General features: G+C 33.7%; 14 protein-coding genes. 4 read left to right on the top strand and 10 right to left on the bottom strand.

Going from position 1 to position 17,655, the window contains the following annotated elements; genetic code table 11:
- Genes Q0893_RS09100 through murJ form a run of 4 tightly spaced genes read right to left on the bottom strand, consistent with a single transcriptional unit; the run spans nt 1 to nt 4,750 of the window.
- A complete protein-coding gene (locus tag Q0893_RS09100) occupies nt 1-1,410 on the bottom strand; it encodes an MBOAT family O-acyltransferase (protein ID WP_299274647.1) in 1,410 nt (469 codons plus the stop codon).
- A 1-nt stretch (nt 1,411) separates the two neighbouring features.
- A complete protein-coding gene (locus Q0893_RS09095) occupies nt 1,412-2,542 on the bottom strand; it encodes an O-antigen ligase (protein WP_299274644.1) in 1,131 nt (376 codons plus the stop codon).
- The gene (locus Q0893_RS09090; RefSeq protein WP_299274640.1) at nt 2,539-3,420 is read right to left on the bottom strand and encodes a glycosyltransferase family 2 protein; all 882 of its coding nucleotides are present in this window, start codon (nt 3,418-3,420) and stop codon (nt 2,539-2,541) included. Before Q0893_RS09090 ends, Q0893_RS09095 begins: the two co-directional genes overlap by 4 nt.
- The gene (gene murJ, locus Q0893_RS09085) at nt 3,413-4,750 is read right to left on the bottom strand and encodes a murein biosynthesis integral membrane protein MurJ (RefSeq protein WP_298901878.1); all 1,338 of its coding nucleotides are present in this window, start codon (nt 4,748-4,750) and stop codon (nt 3,413-3,415) included. The genes Q0893_RS09090 and murJ overlap by 8 nt, the downstream gene beginning before the upstream one ends.
- 382 nt (nt 4,751-5,132) lie before the next feature.
- On the opposite strand from murJ, the gene Q0893_RS09080 reads away from it, so the two are divergent.
- The gene (locus tag Q0893_RS09080) at nt 5,133-9,947 is read left to right on the top strand and encodes a T9SS type A sorting domain-containing protein (RefSeq protein ID WP_299274636.1); all 4,815 of its coding nucleotides are present in this window, start codon (nt 5,133-5,135) and stop codon (nt 9,945-9,947) included.
- Nucleotides 9,948-10,012: 65 nt separating this feature from the next.
- Here the strand turns inward: Q0893_RS09080 and Q0893_RS09075 are convergent, their stop codons facing one another.
- The gene (locus tag Q0893_RS09075; RefSeq protein WP_299274633.1) at nt 10,013-10,387 is read right to left on the bottom strand and encodes a hypothetical protein; all 375 of its coding nucleotides are present in this window, start codon (nt 10,385-10,387) and stop codon (nt 10,013-10,015) included.
- Nucleotides 10,388-10,405: 18 nt separating this feature from the next.
- Complete coding sequence (locus tag Q0893_RS09070; RefSeq protein ID WP_298901873.1) at nt 10,406-11,605, bottom strand: alanine dehydrogenase; 1,200 nt, start codon at nt 11,603-11,605, stop codon at nt 10,406-10,408.
- A gap of 87 nt (nt 11,606-11,692) precedes the next feature.
- Here Q0893_RS09070 and Q0893_RS09065 point away from each other — a divergent pair, with 87 nt between their 5' ends.
- Nucleotides 11,693-12,307, top strand: a complete 615-nt coding sequence (locus Q0893_RS09065; protein ID WP_299274629.1) for a hypothetical protein — start codon at nt 11,693-11,695, stop codon at nt 12,305-12,307.
- 2 nt (nt 12,308-12,309) lie between these two features.
- Nucleotides 12,310-12,915, top strand: a complete 606-nt coding sequence (locus Q0893_RS09060) for a hypothetical protein (protein ID WP_299274627.1) — start codon at nt 12,310-12,312, stop codon at nt 12,913-12,915.
- 10 nt (nt 12,916-12,925) lie between these two features.
- On the opposite strand, the gene Q0893_RS09055 is transcribed toward Q0893_RS09060, so the two are convergent.
- The 4 genes from Q0893_RS09055 to Q0893_RS09040 form a co-directional block, all read right to left on the bottom strand.
- Nucleotides 12,926-13,294, bottom strand: a complete 369-nt coding sequence (locus Q0893_RS09055; protein WP_299274625.1) for a hypothetical protein — start codon at nt 13,292-13,294, stop codon at nt 12,926-12,928.
- Between the two features lie 159 nt (nt 13,295-13,453).
- Nucleotides 13,454-14,011, bottom strand: a complete 558-nt coding sequence (locus Q0893_RS09050; protein ID WP_299274622.1) for a hypothetical protein — start codon at nt 14,009-14,011, stop codon at nt 13,454-13,456.
- Nucleotides 14,012-14,281: 270 nt separating this feature from the next.
- Entirely contained in the window at nt 14,282-14,719 is a 438-nt protein-coding gene (tsaE, locus tag Q0893_RS09045) for a tRNA (adenosine(37)-N6)-threonylcarbamoyltransferase complex ATPase subunit type 1 TsaE (protein WP_298901864.1), read from the bottom strand.
- A 116-nt stretch (nt 14,720-14,835) separates the two neighbouring features.
- Nucleotides 14,836-16,389, bottom strand: a complete 1,554-nt coding sequence (locus tag Q0893_RS09040) for a bifunctional response regulator/alkaline phosphatase family protein (RefSeq protein WP_298901863.1) — start codon at nt 16,387-16,389, stop codon at nt 14,836-14,838.
- Nucleotides 16,390-16,424: 35 nt separating this feature from the next.
- Here Q0893_RS09040 and Q0893_RS09035 point away from each other — a divergent pair, with 35 nt between their 5' ends.
- Nucleotides 16,425-17,645, top strand: a complete 1,221-nt coding sequence (locus Q0893_RS09035) for an HD domain-containing protein (protein ID WP_298901861.1) — start codon at nt 16,425-16,427, stop codon at nt 17,643-17,645.
- Nucleotides 17,646-17,655: the final 10 nt, after the last annotated feature.

The raw sequence follows: 17,655 nt of genomic DNA, 5'->3' as shown, positions 1-17,655 counted from the left end.
TTAAAATTGAAAATAAATAAAATTATTAGAGGTTGAATAAAATAATGCGATAATCATAATAACTACTGATGTGAAAATTGCTAGATTTCTTGGCTTAATCGTACTTCCATAATTTTCTAATGTTACTTTTTTACGGAAAATAAAAATATCAAAACATAAGCCCAATGTGAGCATCAATAAAGCAATAATGACAGTATTAATATTTCCGATGAAAGGTGATGTGTAATCTAAACTCAAAATACGTTTGAGTATGAGCAGGGAAGAAGATAAGTCTTGTGCTCTAAAAAACACCCAAGATAAAAGAACGATGGCCAAAGTCCAGAGGCTGCCCAAAACATTAAAATTTTTAATGTTGAGTTTTGAAAATGTAAATTTCTCAATGGCTAAGGCTGTACCATGAATGGCGCCCCAAATTACAAAGTTCCAAGAGCTACCATGCCATAAACCACCAAGTAACATCGTAATTAATAAATTGCGATATGTAATTTTAATGCCTTTTCTATTTCCGCCTAAAGAAATATAAAGGTAATCTTTGAGCCATGATGATAATGATATATGCCAGCGCCTCCAAAATTCGGTTATGGATTTTGAAAAATATGGAAAGTTGAAATTTTGATTAAAATTGAAACCTAAGAGTTTTGCGCTACCTATAGCAATATCTGAATATCCAGAAAAGTCATAATATATTTGGAATGCATAAAAAATTGTTGCCAGTAAAAGTGTTGAACCATTATGTAGTTCTGGGTTTGCGTAAACGGTATCAACATAAATGGCTAGATTATCTGCAATTACAATCTTCCTAAATAAGCCTACAATAATCTGGAAAATTCCGGCATTGAATTGCGAGGATTTAAATATGCGTTTGTTCTTTATTTGTGGGATTAAGTTAGAAGCACGTTCTATAGGGCCAGCCACAAGTTGAGGAAACAAACTAACATAAGTAAAAAATGCTACGATGTCCTTTGTAGGTTTTAATTGTTCCCTATAAACATCAATGGTATAACTAAGTGTTTGAAATGTGTAAAAACTAATTCCTACTGGTAGTATGATATTTAGGGTTAAATCGTTGACTTGCCAGCCTACTGTAGACATGGCTTGAGCAAAAGAATCTGCAAAGAAGTTATAATATTTAAATATTGCTAATAAACCTAAGTTTGAAACAAGACTGAGTAACAGCCATCTTTTTTTATGTTTTTTAGAAGGAGAACTTTCAATTTTTAATCCAGTAATATAATCGATAAATGAACTATATACAATAAGAGATAGGAAACGCCAATCCCACCAACCATAAAAGACATAGCTAGAGATTAATAACAATATATTTTGTTTGGACACACTATTCCTGAGCATCCAGTAGATAGCGAAGACTACTGGGAAAAATAATAAAAATTCAATAGAGTTGAAAAGCATATTACAGTGGTCTTAACAATGGTAAATCGTTGCTATCATCATGACTTTCATTTTCAATAGATTGCGAGGTGTCACCTAACTTCACGAGAAGCCAAATAGAAATAAAGATTAAAAAATCATTCGCAAAATAATTATGAATTACCATGAGGATTCCTATTAATGAAATGGCAATTAAGGTGAGATGTATTTCAGATTTAAAAAAGGGTAAACTTTTAAAAAACATTGACAAATAAATAATGATCAGCATTAAAAACGGAATAATCCCCGATTCACCAATAACCATTAAATAGGTGTTATGTACACCTTGTCTATTACTCGAACCCATAAAACTTTTATAACCATTTCCAATAATTGGATTTTCATATATGTCATCGAGATATGAAGTCCATTGTTCTGTTCTTGAACCTTCGGTAAAAGCCGTAGTTTCAATCTTACTTTCAAATAAACCTTCTATAATAGAAAACCTAGCGGTATTCACTTGAAGAATTGCAGCAACACTTATAAGAAGTATTAATGCTCCAAAACCAATGAAAAGACCTTGAGCGTTTTTCCGATTTGAAAACACCGCAAGGATGCTTATAAATAACCACATGATTAAGAAAAATCTTGAGAATGTGATGACACCAGTAAAGGTAAAGGCGAACAATAAAATGAGTTTAAGCTGTCGATTTTCTAGTTTGTAGGTAAGGCAGTAACCTATTAAACTAACAAAAGCTCCTGCATTTGGATCTAAGTAAAATCCACTATAACGTCCATATGCATCAGCAAAAAACAACGCATGTACTAAAATACTTAAGGCTCCAATGAGTAAAATAAAACATAAATCTTTTAGTCCAGTATCACGAGCTACTTCAGAGCCACCAACAATTAAAATAATGTATTTAATAAATTCATTAATAAAGGCTTTGGCATCAGGTACATCGACTAATCCGGAGATCATAAAATAAAAGAGTCCCAGGACAAGGAATGGAAACAGTAGCTTTCGTTTTTTGCTAAGAAAGTAATAGGCAATAAGCAAAATATTAGTAAGATGACTGGTATAACTTCCAGCGGTCTCACTAAAAACCTCTAATGAGAAACTCGAAATTTCCCAAAGTAAAAGCATCAATATTATGTACCTCAATACTTTCATATCACCTTTTTAATTAAGCGTTTTGGGAAACGTACAATAAAAATTAATCCAGAAACAAGGAACTTAAAACTACCAAGTTTTAATTTTTTGTCTGAAAATAACAATCTCGATTTAAAGTAGTCAAAAGCTAAGTTGCGATAGTATTTGTGCTTGAAAATTTCAGATATAGAAACATCCAATAGGCCATAATATCCACCATAATAATATACCATAGCTAGATCTTTTCGAGATTTCTTTGATGCGATTAAGCCATCTTCAGAGCTAAAATAACACCTGTGTGCTATATTTACGCATAAAAAATCAAATTTCTTATTAATGGCATTCCAGGTATGACTTTCCTGAATATGGCACTTATGACTAGTATACATTTTTTGATCGGCCAATATTGAGGTTCTCCAGCATGCCCATTTTTCACCATCAACATGATAGTTTAAAACGCGCTCATCAAAACCAACTTGCCAGCGTTCTTCAGGAAATGTATCACCAACAATATCACCTTTCTCATTTTTTGTCAACGTCCATATTGAGGCAACTTGAGGTTTACTGTCAGATACAGTTTTCCATAATTCTTTTAGATCTGAGAGGGTGTTAGAGCTAAAAGAATCGTCACTATCGGCAATTATGGTATAAGGTTGGTCACACAAATCTAAGCCATAATTCACAGCTGCAGATTTACCTTGGTTTTTATCAAGTTTGTAATAGGATATGGCAATGATTCCAGTTTTAATCCAGCTATCAACCAAATCAAAGGTGTTGTCTGTACTGCAATCATCTATAATTATCCAAGAGAATGCCTTAAAGTCTTGATTTTTCAAAGACTCGTAGACGCGCTCAAGCGTATGCTCACGATTATATGTAGGCGTAATGATGTTAAACATTCTTCTTGTCTAGGTGATTAATATAGGCATATAAAATGATTCCATTGATCGTAGCCACTATAGAAGTGGCAAGTGCTAAACCATAAACTCCCATACTCTTAATTAAAATATAGTTAAGGGTAATGTTAAAGATTAAATTAATGATAGATGTTAGTACCATAAAATTGTTCTTATTAATGGAAGTTAAGAATTTAACCATTATAAGACCAGCAATGTATGATGGTATTTGTAGTAAATACATTTGCTGTATTCTAGCTACAATGACAGTATCATCACTTTCGAAAGCATTTCCTTCGAATATGAGGGTTATTATAGGTTTTGAAATAAGAATAACCACAATCATGACGATACCACTCCCTATGATAACAAACTTTAAGATCTTTTTTAATTTTTTAAATGTTTCTATCTTATTGTCAACTGCATTTTTTGAAAAATAAGGAAGAAGCACATTACCTATTGCGATACCAACAATGCTAATGGTAAAAGCTGGAATTTTGATACCATAATTTAGTGCAGCGATAGAACCTACAATGAGTTGTGCCGAAAAATATTGATCAATCAACGGATTTACACCACTTAACAAGCTCGCTGAAAGTTTTGCTGGTAATTGTCCAAACAATGTTTTGATATTGTCTGATTTAAAATCAGGACGATTTAAAAAGATTAAACCTCTTTTTAAAGCAACAGTTAAAACAAACAGGAACCCAAGAATACTGCCTATTAGAGTACCAATAGCCAAGACCAAGGTATCGAGTTCGTCTCTAAAGAATATAACGCAAACTATAATTGAAATAGGTGTAAATATTGCACTCATTGAGGAGTACCTAAACTCATTGTCAATAGTTAGAAGTCCATTTATAACAGAAGTAAATCCCCAAAAAAGAATACATGGCGCTACAAAATAGAACTGTGTTTTTACTAAGGAGTAGTACTGTGCTGTATGACCTTTATAGAGTGTTTCTAGATAGACATCTGTAAAAAGAAAGGCAATAAGCAAAAAGACTAGGGCCACTCCAATAGTTACCATAAAACTTGTACTCTGAAAAGCTCCAACCCGTTTTCCTGTTTTTAGTTCACTAACATAATTTGGTATAAATACGCTGTGAAAAGACCCTAAGAAAACACCGCTAATGAAACTAGGAACCAATACTGCGATTAAAAATGTGTCGATTAGTTCAGAAAGTCCATAAACATCAGCTATAACCATTTCCTTGAAGAATCCCATACCAGAGACAAGGAATGTGAAGAAACCAGCAACAATGACATTGACGATAGTGGCATTGCCTAATAGTTTACCTAGTTTTTGCTTTAAGTTAAATTTTGATTGCAAAGGATATAATTTATGATATAGTATGATTTGGTATGGGCAATAGTACAAATAAATTCAAGAAAGAAATTAATGAAACGATGTTATGCTTTTTTTTTAGATAACATGACTATTGATTTGTAAGTAAATATAACAGAATGTAGGAGGTAAGTTCCTACAAACGTTAAAGTTTCGTTTGAAAACGTCTTTTTTTTGAGTAAGCACGTAGATAAAATTAAAATTAGCATTTCATCTAAATAATTCGACAGATTATAGGAATTTTCCATTAATTGTAAGTAAATATTTACTTATAAATGCTTTTTAGCGAATAATTAATACTTTAAACGGTTTTACTGGAAAAATATTTTAGATTGCCCTAGCAATTAAGCCCCAAAATTAATAGCAAATGATATCCCCAAATCTTAAATGGGATTCCTATGGAATCTCTAAAGCCTATTTTTATACCCTCCTTACATTACTATTTTTTAGTTTTTCTTTTAATAGTTATTCTCAGTTAGCATTTCCAACAGCAGAAGGTTTTGGGAAACATGCTACTGGTGGTCGTGGAGGTGTAGTAATTAAAGTTACTAATTTAAATAATACTGGACCAGGAAGTTTAAGAAACGCATTACTTGCATCTGGAACACGAACTATTGTTTTTGAAGTTGGAGGAACCATTAATCTTACTAGTAATATCTACGTTTCTAATGGGAACTTTACATTAGCAGGACAAACAGCGCCTGGCGATGGAATTTTAATTAGAGGAGGAATGGTAGAGGTTGAAGCGTCTAATGTTATCATAAGATATATCCGATTTAGACCAGGGCCATCAGCGCCTTCTGGAGCAGATGCTTTAAACATTACGGCTTGGAGTGGTCAACATCATAGCGATATTATTATAGACCATTGTTCTTTAAGTTGGGCTTCAGATGAAAATTTTGATATTAGAGCCTTACCAAATGGAAGTGTACGAGATGTGACCATTCAAAATTCTATCATGGCCGAATGTGGTTATGGTTCACTGGCAGCCGAAAGAACAACCAATTTAACGTATTATAGAAATTTATATGCTCATAATAGTGAGCGTAATACAAGAAAAGGATTTCCGCTTCCTAATACATTCGATTTCGAATTAATCAATAATCTTATTTATGGGTTTAGATACGCAACTGTACCAAGTATGGGCGCAAAATTTACCGTATTAAATAATAAGTATAAAAAATCAAGTCAGACCACAATTTTTGGTGGATCTGCCGTAGAAGGAACCACTGGTGGTGCTGGTCAAACGTCACAGACCCATGCCTATATTAGTGGTAATATCTTAGCTCAAGGAACGTCTCAAAACAATTCAGCTTTGTCCTCATATCTTCAGTCTACGCCATATGCAACGTCTGGCATTCAGGCTGTAGCCGCTGATCAGTTAGAAGCAGAACTGTTAGACAATGTTGGAGCAAGTTTTCCTGTTAGAGATGGTGTAGATACTAGGTTAATTAATCAATACATTAATGGTAATGGAGGTCTTGCAACATCAGGTACATATCCAACAATCTTAGGAGGAACAGCGCCTGAAGATAGTGATAACGATGGCATGCCAAATGTTTGGGAAAATCAAAACGGATTAAACCCTAATGATGCTTCAGATCGAAACATTGTTCAGGCAGATGGTTATACAAACCTTGAATATTATCTTAACGGAATGGTTCTGGATGTTTTAGGAAATCAAGTGACCTTAAGTGCTGATAACGAAACAATTTGTGAAGGAACAGATGTTATTTTAACGGCTTCAGGAGCAGATTCATATACATGGGATGTAACTAATGAAACATCTTCGAGTATTACTGTTACACCAACCCAAACTACAACATATACCGTAACAGGGACGCATACAGACGGAAGTACAACCCAAGATGAAATAACGATAACAGTAAACGATATACCTACAGCAAATGCTGGCAACGATATAGACACGTGTCAAGGCACTGCAGTAACTTTAACCGCTTCAGGGGGAACATCATATTTATGGAATACAGGAGCCACAAATGCTTCAATAACTGTAAATCCAAATGTTACAACGACATATTCAGTTGAAGTGACACAAAACGGTTGTACTAGTACAGATAGTGTTGTTGTTACAGTGAATGAAACTCCTGATGTTGATGCAGGTGCTGATCAAACGATCTTTTCTGGAGAAAGTGTGACCTTAACAGCAACTGGTGCAGATTCTTATTTATGGAGTACAGGAGAAACCACACAATCCATAACTGTGACGCCTTCATTAGACACATCATATTCTGTAACAGGAACGACTAATAATTGTGAAAATACAGATACTGTTACTGTTTTTTTGCAAGATGACAGTGTCGATGCTAATGCTGGAAACGACACCGAGATTTGTAACGGAGCATCTGTTACACTTACAGCATCTGGAGGAACTACTTATTTATGGAATACGGGAGCAACAACTGCTAGTATTGAAGTGTCTCCAAATACAACCACTACCTATACTGTAACTGCTTTTAGTGTTTCAGGAAATAACAGCAGTGAAGACAGTGTAGTTGTTACGGTTAACGAGATACCAGTCGCATCGGCTGGAAACGACACCGAAATTTGCTCAGGAAATGTCACCACTTTGACTGCTACAGGAGGAACGTCATATTTATGGAGTACAGGAGAAACATCTCAAAGTATTTCAGTAACTCCAAATGTAACAACAACTTACACTGTTGAAGTTTTTGAAAATAATTGCTCAAGCTCAGATAATGTAACTGTCACTGTTAATTCTTCACCTAACGTATACGCAGGAGATAATATTACAATTTCCGTAGGAGAAACAACGACACTAACAGCAACAGGAGCAGATACCTATTTATGGGAAACAGGTGCTACAACGGCTAGTATTAATGTTACCCCAAATGTAACAACAATTTATACTGTAACTGGTTACTCTAATGGATGTGAATCATCTGATAATGTCACAGTGTATGTGCAATCGGAAACCATCACAGCAAATGCAGGAGATGATATTACAATTTGTAATGGAGAAACAACTACCTTAACTGCATCTGGAGGAGCAACTTATCTTTGGAGTACTGGAGAGACAACAGCAAGTATCGCAGTAACACCAAATACAACTACAACTTATACTGTAACAGCATACAATGATTTAGGAACTAGCTCAGATGATGATAGTGTTACGGTCACAGTAAATGAATTACCTAACGTAGAGGCGGGAAGTAATGTAACGATTACAGAAGGCGAATCGACAACCTTAACAGCAACTGGTGCAGATGCCTATTTATGGGAAACAGGAGCTGCAACAGCAAGTATTAATGTTAGCCCAAGTGTAACTACAATTTATACGGTAACCGGTTATTCTAATGGATGTGTATCATCTGATAACGTTACGGTGTATGTACAATCTGAAACAGTTGTAGCTAATGCAGGTGATGATGTTGAAATATGTAACGGAACATCTGTTACACTTACAGCATCTGGTGGTGTAACTTATCTATGGAATACAGGAGAGACAACAGCTAGTATTAGTGTTTCGCCAAATGTAACAACAACATATACTGTAACCGCTTTCAACGATGCTCAAACAGCTTCAGATAATGATAGTGTTGAAGTTATAGTAAACGACTTGCCTAATACAAATGCAGGAAATGATGTGACAATAAATGAAGGAGAGTCAACGATTTTATCAGTCTCTGGGGCAGATAGTTATTTGTGGAGCACAGGAGAGACGACATCAAGCATTAATGTAAGCCCTAATAGTACAACAACGTACATTGTAACTGGTTTCTCTAATGGTTGCGAAACCACAAGTGATGTTACAGTGACTGTAAATATTGAAAATGTTACTGCAGATGCTGGAGACGATGTGGAGATTTGCAACGGAAACACAATAACGTTGACAGCATCTGGCGGAACAAGCTATTTGTGGAATACAGGAGAAACGACATCTAGTATAAATGTCTCTCCAAGTTTAACAACCACGTATACGGTAACTGCATTTAATTCGGCACAAACTGCTTCAGATAGCGATAGTGTTGAAGTTATAGTAAACGAATTACCTAACACTAATGCAGGAAATGATGTTGTGATTGTAGAAGGAGAATCTACAAGTTTGACAGCAACAGGAGCAGATACATATTTATGGAACACTGGAGAAACAACGTCTTCTATTTCTGTATCACCAATAGCGACAACGACATATTCAGTAACTGGATTTTCGAATGGATGTGAATTTACAGATGAAGTTGTAGTAACAGTAGAACCATTTGAGTTTATTGCTAGTGCAGGTGCAGACCAATCTATTTGTCAGGGTTATGAAACAACATTAACCGCGTCGGAAGGTGATAGCTACTTATGGAGTACTGGAGAAACAACACAAAGTATTACGGTTAATCCTGCTAACACACAAACCTATACAGTTACCGTATTTATAGGAAATTATTCAGATGATGCTGATGTTATGGTATCGGTAAACCCAAATCCGAATGTTATTATTTCCAATGGAGGTGATGTTACAATCTTAGAAGGTGAATTTATAACACTTTCAGCTTCGGGAGCCAATACATATTTATGGAATAATGGAGCAACACAACCTAATATTGCTGTAAGTCCATCGATAACAACAACTTATGAAGTAACAGGTTTTATAAATAGTTGTGAAGATACTAAAGCTGTGGTTGTTAATGTGGTAGAAACTGTTGAAGCATTTGCAGGTGAAGACCTAACAATTTGTTCAGAAGAAACGGTAACATTAACGGCTAGTGGTGGCGACGAATACCTTTGGAACACAGGTGAAACAACTCAGAGTATTGAAGTATCTCCAGATGAAGACACTGAGTACTCTGTATTAGTATATAATGCGTTAGATAGTGATGAAGCAACAGTAATGGTTTTTGTTGAAAATTGCAATACTACCATTGAGATTCCAGAAGAATCTGATGCCTTTGAATTTATAGTGTATCAAGACCCAATAAGTGACATTTTAAAGGTTAAAATAGACGGCTTAAATTCGGTCAGTGCATCAGGAATTATGTTGTATGATTTATCTGGAAAAGTATTGTATACAGAAACATTTAACCAAACAGAATTAGAGAATCAATCTCAAATGACTCGAGGAATTAATACCTCCGCATATGCAAGAGGTATATATATAGTAAAGTTGATTTATAATGATACGAGCTTAACAAAGAAAGTACCCATACGATAAATCAATGGATTAGTTTTGAATATAGTTATTGCAAAGCCATTACTAGTTTATACTGGTAGTGGCTTTTATTTGATGATCAGTGATTGGATTGTAGCCGCAGAATCACAGTTTTTTACTGTTAATTCAACCGCTTTATCATTAAGTTCGTTTTCTATAAGATACGTTTTGCAGCCTTCAGATTTTGTATCGCTTTCAGAAAAATTTACATCACCTGTTTTTATGAGATTTGTAATAGCAAGTGTATCTAAATTATGAGTTTTCATGGCGCTTTCAACGGCGTCAGAATAGAAGCGTTGTTTTTTTGTACTGATACTTTTTATAGTTCGTGCATTTGGTCCGTAAGCACAGGATGTTTTTTTTCCGCTTAAAAAGAATGCTAATAAAATAAGGCCTATTGAGAAGCCTCCCAAATAGTAACCTATTCGATGAATTAATTTCATAATTAGTGTATTGTGTTTCTAGAAAATTAACAAGTTAACATCGCTGCAATCTAGGTCAAACCAATCGGCAACAGATTTGTTTGTTAAAATTCCGTGGTAAAAATACAACCCATTTTTCAATCCACGATCAAAACGGATGGCATTTTCGATACCACCATCTTCAGCAATTTTCAAAAGATAAGGCGTAAAGATGTTACTAATTGATACTGAGGCAGAACGAGAATATCGAGCAGGAATATTTGGCACACAATAATGAATAACACCATTATGCTCAAAGGTTGGTTTATCATGATTAGTGACTTCGCTTGTTTCGAAGCATCCTCCCATATCGATACTAACATCAATAACGACAGAACCTGTTTTCATCGTATTCACCATGGCCTCAGTTACGACGATTGGAGATCTGTTCTTTCCTCTTACAGCACCAATTGCAATATCACATCGTTTAAGTGCTTTAACCAGGTTTTTTGGTTGTATTGTTGAGGTATATAGTGTACGTCCTAAATTGGACTGTACGCAACGTAATTTTGTAATGGAATTATCGAATATTTTAACGTTCGCTCCGAGTCCAATTGCAGAGCGCGCAGCAAATTCTCCAACTGTTCCAGCACCAATAATAACGACCTCTGTAGGAGGCACTCCGCTGATGTTTCCAAACATGAGTCCGTTACCACCATTTACATTTGATAAAAGTTCAGAAGCGATAAGAATAGAAGCAGTTCCAGCAATTTCACTAAGTGAACGTACGGCAGGATACGCACCATCATCATCTTTTATAAATTCGAAAGCCAAAGCCGTAATACGTTTGGCGGCTAGAGCCTCGAAATATTTCTTGCTTTGCGTTTTTAATTGCAGGGCTGAAATTAGAATTGTTTGCGGATTTATAAGTTTTATTTCATCCAAAGAAGGTGGTTCAACTTTAAGTAAAATAGGGCAGGAGAATACCTTTGCGGTATCGTTAGTAACTTCAGCTCCTGCATCGCTATAGGTTTTGTCTTTAAAATTGGCTCCTTCACCAGCTCCGGATTCTATCATTACGCGATGTCCATTAGAAACAAGTGCGGAAACGGCATCTGGAGTTAAACACACGCGTTTTTCTTGAAAGTGAGTTTCTTTTGGGATTCCAATAAACAGGTCGCCTTTCTTTTTATAGACTTCAAGCGTTTCTTCTTGGGGTAACAATTGGGCTTTGGTAAAAGGAGATAATGATTTGCTCATCGAGTTAATTAATTGGTGATTCAAATTACAAATAAAAATCCGTTTTTTACAAAATAAGTTTTATATTCGTTGTAGATAATTTTCTATATGAAATTCAAATTTATAAATATTAAAGTTAAAGTTAAAGACATCATTATTATAGTCCTAATTTTAGGCTTGACTTTTGGGTATTATGCAGTAGAACAAATTCCAACAAGAATAAAGAAAGTTAATTTCATATTTTTTGAAGTTGGAGATTTAGGCTTTGTTGATTTTTCTACCATGGCGCATTTTATTAAAATGAAAGTATTGATAATTTTATATGCTTTAACTTGGTTTTTTACATCTCACCATTGGTGGAAATCTTCAATACTGGTTATAATCACCATAGAATTGTTAAAATTGATTAGTGCTTTAAACCCTAACCAAAGATTCTTCGATGAAATAGAGTTCTATACAAGTCTTCCGATCACTATTCCAATAATTCTTTTATTATTTTATATCTCATATAAAATAGATAAATATAACTTGGCAAAGAAGGTGCTCTATAAGTTAGATAATGAAGTAGATGAATTGTTTTTTGAAATTTATCAAGATAAAAAGAAGGAACTTATAAAATTGAATGAAGATTATAAGAAAGCTCAAACGGAATTATCAAAAGAAAACAACCTTGATTATATTAAGCAGTTAATCTCTATTAGAGATACTTTTTATAAAAAATAAATATGAATATATCAATGTTCAAAAAACACTTCACTAAGGATATGGCAATGATGTTATTCATAATTATGCTACCTTTTCTTTTTTTTCTTTATAACCTGGCGCCAAAAGACACTCTCATATGGGATACAAAATGGTTTAAAATAGATTCAGGGATGTATGAAGAGGTCAATTATCTTTTATGGCTTATTTCTATTAAACTACTGACTTTATTTATGTTATCTGTTTGGTTTTTAACCTGTAAGCATTGGTGGCGGATAATCCTGTTTTTACCAATATCTTCAGAAATACATAAATTAAATGGTACTATTGAAGGAATAAAATTGGGAAATGATTATACACCTATTTATTTAGAAAGCATATTTTATTCAATTCCATATTTAATAGTTCTAATTTTATTATCTAAAAAAATGAACTTTTATAAAAAGCATAATACATTATGGGTAAATAAGGACATAAATACTGAACTAATTAAATTATCCAAATTCAATATAAAAAACTATATCTCTGTTAATAATGATTTAAAGGAAATAGAAAGAAAAAAAAGTATGTTAACTAAGAGAGAATACCTAGCAGAACTTTTATTGCTAAGGGATAGGTTAACGAATTAAAATTTCAGAATTACTCTTTTATAGATTTTTTTGCATTTTCAATTTCTAACAAAATTTCATCTAATAGTGCTTTCTTTTCATCAGACCATTGGGCTTTCAACTTTGCATCTATATAGCTTTCAATCTCTTGTTTACTTCTTACTTTGGGTTTAGATTGTTGTTCAATGAACATATCACCTTTGCCAGTAATTAACCAGATGAGATTCACTTGAGGATATTCTTTGATAATGCGCTCAATTACATCGCTTCCAACGGAAGCATTGTTTTTTTGCATGCGCAAGATATAGCCGTTGCCAGTGCCGATGGAGAGGTCAAATTGTCTAGCGCTCATATTTAAGGCGGAAACCACTTTCATGATGCGATGTATAGTTTTACTCATGATTTAAAAGGGATTAAGAGTATATAGTTTTCATTTATAACAAATGTAATCGTTTTTGCATAAACAATATATATGGGTAGATTTTTTTCTATACTAACTTGTAAACAAAAAACTCAGCTATCAAAGTTAACTGAGTTCGTTGTTTAAGTATAAATTATTTTAGAAATATTGTTTGACTTTGTCCCAAAGTCCCTTAGGTTTCATCATAAACTCTTCTTCTAATTCTTGCATGGTCTTATCAGCATCATTTATTTTGTTGAACATTTTTGCTCTTATTAGATATATGGAAGGAATTACAATAGCCATAATAGGTAGCATATAAATAATCTGAAATTCGTCTACATGAGTAGTATCACCCTTAAATGTCAAAACTATCTGAAAACTATACATAACTATTGGAACCAATAAGGCATGATACCACCAGTTTCTATTAGTGAAAAACCAAATTAATAATAAAAATAAAGGAATGAATTTACCGGTAAAGACCCACATGGCATATTGTGCATCTTCCCAAAATTTGCTGTCATATGTAAATAAAAAAGTGTTCCATACTTTTTCGGTAGGAACACTTTCATGCAATGACCATAATAATGGTGTAGATGCAATCAGAGTACCAATGATACTACCAACAACTGCATTTCTATTAAGTTTTTTTGGCTTAGCCGTTTTGCATGAGCTTTCGCTTTTTCTTTTCGATTTCAATTTTAACTTGTCCATCTAAGTTGATTAAATCAGTTGCTTGAGCTGTGAACAACATACCACCGAAAATCGCGATTGCTAGTACGTACTTTTTAGTCTTCATAATATAAGGGATTAAATTAATTAATTGTTCAAATATAAGTTGCGCTTATACTTTAAACAGTTAAAACCACTGTTAAAAACAGCTGTTAATCTCCTTTTTGCTTACGGTTTTTCCGTAATTATCAATAAAGACGCGGTGTTAGGTTGTAAATTTATTTTCTAAATTTTGACGTGCTCCATAGCTTTTTACTGGGTTAATATTAGGTTTTGGCTCAATTTGAGGGATCTTGAGGTATTATCTTTATGTGTGATTTTAATACTATTTACATCTTCTGGCAGCAAATTTTTAGCATTTTCAGGCCACTCAATTAACACCCAATTGGAAGTGTATAAATAGTCCTCAAAACCAAAATTTAAAGCTTCTTCTTCATTGGCTATTCGATACAAATCAAAATGATAAATAGAAGTCTCATCTGTTACATATTCATTTACTATAGAAAATGTAGGGCTGCTAACTTCATCAAGACTACCCAAAGCATTTACAAGCGCTTTAATAAGCGTAGTTTTACCAACGCCCATGTCTCCATAGAAAAGTAGAGTCCTAGAGCTTGCATAGTCTAAGATTTGCTTTGCTACCGACGAAATGTCTTCAATTTGATATGTTATTTCCAATAACTTTGACATGATTTAGGGTGTCAAAAAAGTTTATAGCCTAATTTGAGGAGCAATAATAAGGAATATTTATGAGAAAAACTAGGAAAAAGTGTATTTCATCGGATTTATTTGCATTACATAGATTGCTATTTCGGATTCATCACCACAAACGGAATAATCATTTCTTCTAATGACACACCTCCATGTTGATACGTATTTCTATAATAACTTACGTAATGATTGTAGTTATTTGGGTAGGCCAAAAAGTAGTCGCCCTTAGCAAAAATAAAGGAGCTACTCATTGTTATTGCCGGTAAGTGAATAGACTTTGGGTCTTTTGCCACTAAAACTTCACGCTCTTCGTAGGTAAGACTTCGTCCTGTTTTATAGCGCAAGTTTAAACTCGTATCACGATCTCCAATAACTTTTGATGGGTTTTTTACATTAATCGTTCCGTGATCTGTTGTTAAAATGAGCTTGAAGCCTAAGTTTTGCGCCTGCTGAATCATTTCTAATAGTGGTGAGTTTTTAAACCAACTCACAGTCAATGAACGATAGGCTTTGTCGTTTGAGGCCAGTTCTTTTACCACATCCATTTCCGTTTTTGAATGTGATAACATATCTACAAAATTATAAACGATAACTGATAAGTCGTTATCCTTTAAAGTTTTAAAATTCTCTACCAGCTTTTTACCTGATCTCAAATTCGTGATTTTATGATATTCTGTTTTTAGATGTTGTAAGCCTAATCGCTTTAATTGTCCTTCTAAAAATTCGGCTTCATGCATATTCTTTCCACCTTCATCAATATCATTCTTCCAAAGTTTTGGATGTAACTTTTCCATATCGGCTGGCATTAAACCCGAAAAGATAGCGTTTCTTGCATATTGAGTTGCAGTAGGTAGAATACTATAAAAAGGAGTCTCAGAATCTTTTTTGTAATAATTATTTACAATAGGTTCAAATGCTTTCCATTGGTCATAACGCAAATTGTCAATCACAATTAAAAGTGTTGGCTGATTTTTACTTAACTCTGGTACGACCTTCTCTTTAAATAAATCATGAGAAAGTGTAGGCGCATCAGCATTGTGGTCAAACCAAGACGGATAATTTTTATCAATAAATTTTCCAAATTGTACATTGGCCTCGTTTTTTTGAGACTCTAATATTTCGGTCATCCCAATGTCTTCTATATCTTCAAGTTGTAATTCCCAATAAATTAGTTTCTGATATAGGTCACTCCATTCTTCGAAAGTGTTTACCATAGATAGATCCATCGCAATCTTTCTAAACTCTTGTTGGTAATTGGAGGTTGTCTTTTCTGAAATGAGCCTCGAATGATCTAAGTTCTTTTTTAAACTGAGTAAAATCTGATTCGGATTAACAGGCTTAATTAAATAATCGGCTATTTTATTTCCAATAGCTTCTTCCATGATATATTCTTCCTCACTTTTAGTGATCATAACTACAGGAAGGTTAGCACGTCTTTCCTTAATTTCATGAAGGGTTTCAAGACCTGTTAGGCCAGGCATGTTCTCATCAAGAAATACAATATCGAAGTTTGTATCGTCAATAATTTCGATAGCTTCAGTGCCGCTCTGACAAGTAGTAACCTTATATTGTTTTTGTTCTAAAAAAATGATATGAGGTTTTAAAAGGTCGATTTCATCATCAACCCAAAGAATATTTATAGTGTTCATGTATATTTGTTTAATATTAATGTAAAAGTCATAGTTTGAAGACAAACAACAAACTTAAAATCTTTAACGACCCAATTTACGGATTTATTACGATTCCTAACTCGCTAATTTTTGATTTAATCGAACATCGATACTTCCAAAGACTAAGACGAATTTCTCAAATGGGTTTATCTTATCTTGTTTATCCAGGAGCTCATCATACTCGTTTTCATCATGCTATGGGATGTATGTATTTAATGCAAAAAGCGGTTAATGTCCTTCGTTTTAAAGGGGTTGGCATTTCCAAAGAAGAAGAAAAAGCACTTTATGTAGCTATATTATTGCATGATATTGGTCATGGTCCGTTTTCCCATGCAATGGAACATAGTATCGTAAATGGCATTTCTCATGAGGACATTTCTAAACGTTTCATGGAAAAACTCAACGAAGAATTTAACGGAAGTTTAACGCTAGCGATCCAAATTTTTGAAGGAAAGTATGAACGCCCATTTTTATGCGAGCTCATTTCTAGTCAGTTTGATATGGATCGTGCCGATTATTTAAAACGTGATAGTTTTTACACAGGTGTTGCAGAAGGTAACGTAAATAGTGAGCGCCTCATAACGATGCTCAATGTTGTTGATGATAGATTGGTAGTAGAAGAAAAAGGAATATATAGTGTAGAGAAATTTTTAGTTGCAAGACGATTTATGTATTGGCAGGTGTATTTGCACAAAACAGGTTTAGTAGCCGAACAGCTCTTGGTACGTGTTTTAAAACGTGCAAAAGAACTTAGTAATTCTGGAGTGCAACTTAAAGCTAGTGAGGCCTTGTCTTATTTTCTTAATAATGAAATAACAGCCGACAATTTTAATGACGATACTTTAGATACGTTTTCGCGATTGGATGATTCTGATATCGTTTGGGCTATGAAGCAGTGGCAATATCATGATGATTTTATTTTAAAAAATCTTTGTGACATGATTATTAATAGGGATTTATTGAAAATAAAATTAAAAAATAAACCAATAAAACCTTCAACGCTTAGTAAGCACATTAATAAACTTGTTGAGACGTATAATATTTCAGAAAAAGATGCCGAGTACTTCGTGTTTATTAATGAAATATCAAATCAGGCTTATCAATCTAAAAATCAAAATATAAAGATTTTACAGAAAACAGGTAAAGTTGTAGATATCACAAAAGCTTCAGATCAATTTAGTATAAAAGCACTGTCAAAACCTGTAACTAAATATTATATCTGTTATCCTAAATAAACTTTAAGAC

Source organism: uncultured Psychroserpens sp. (assembly GCF_947494225.1).
Classification (GTDB): Bacteria; Bacteroidota; Bacteroidia; order Flavobacteriales; family Flavobacteriaceae; genus Psychroserpens.
This window is presented reverse-complemented; position numbering and strand designations above follow the sequence as displayed.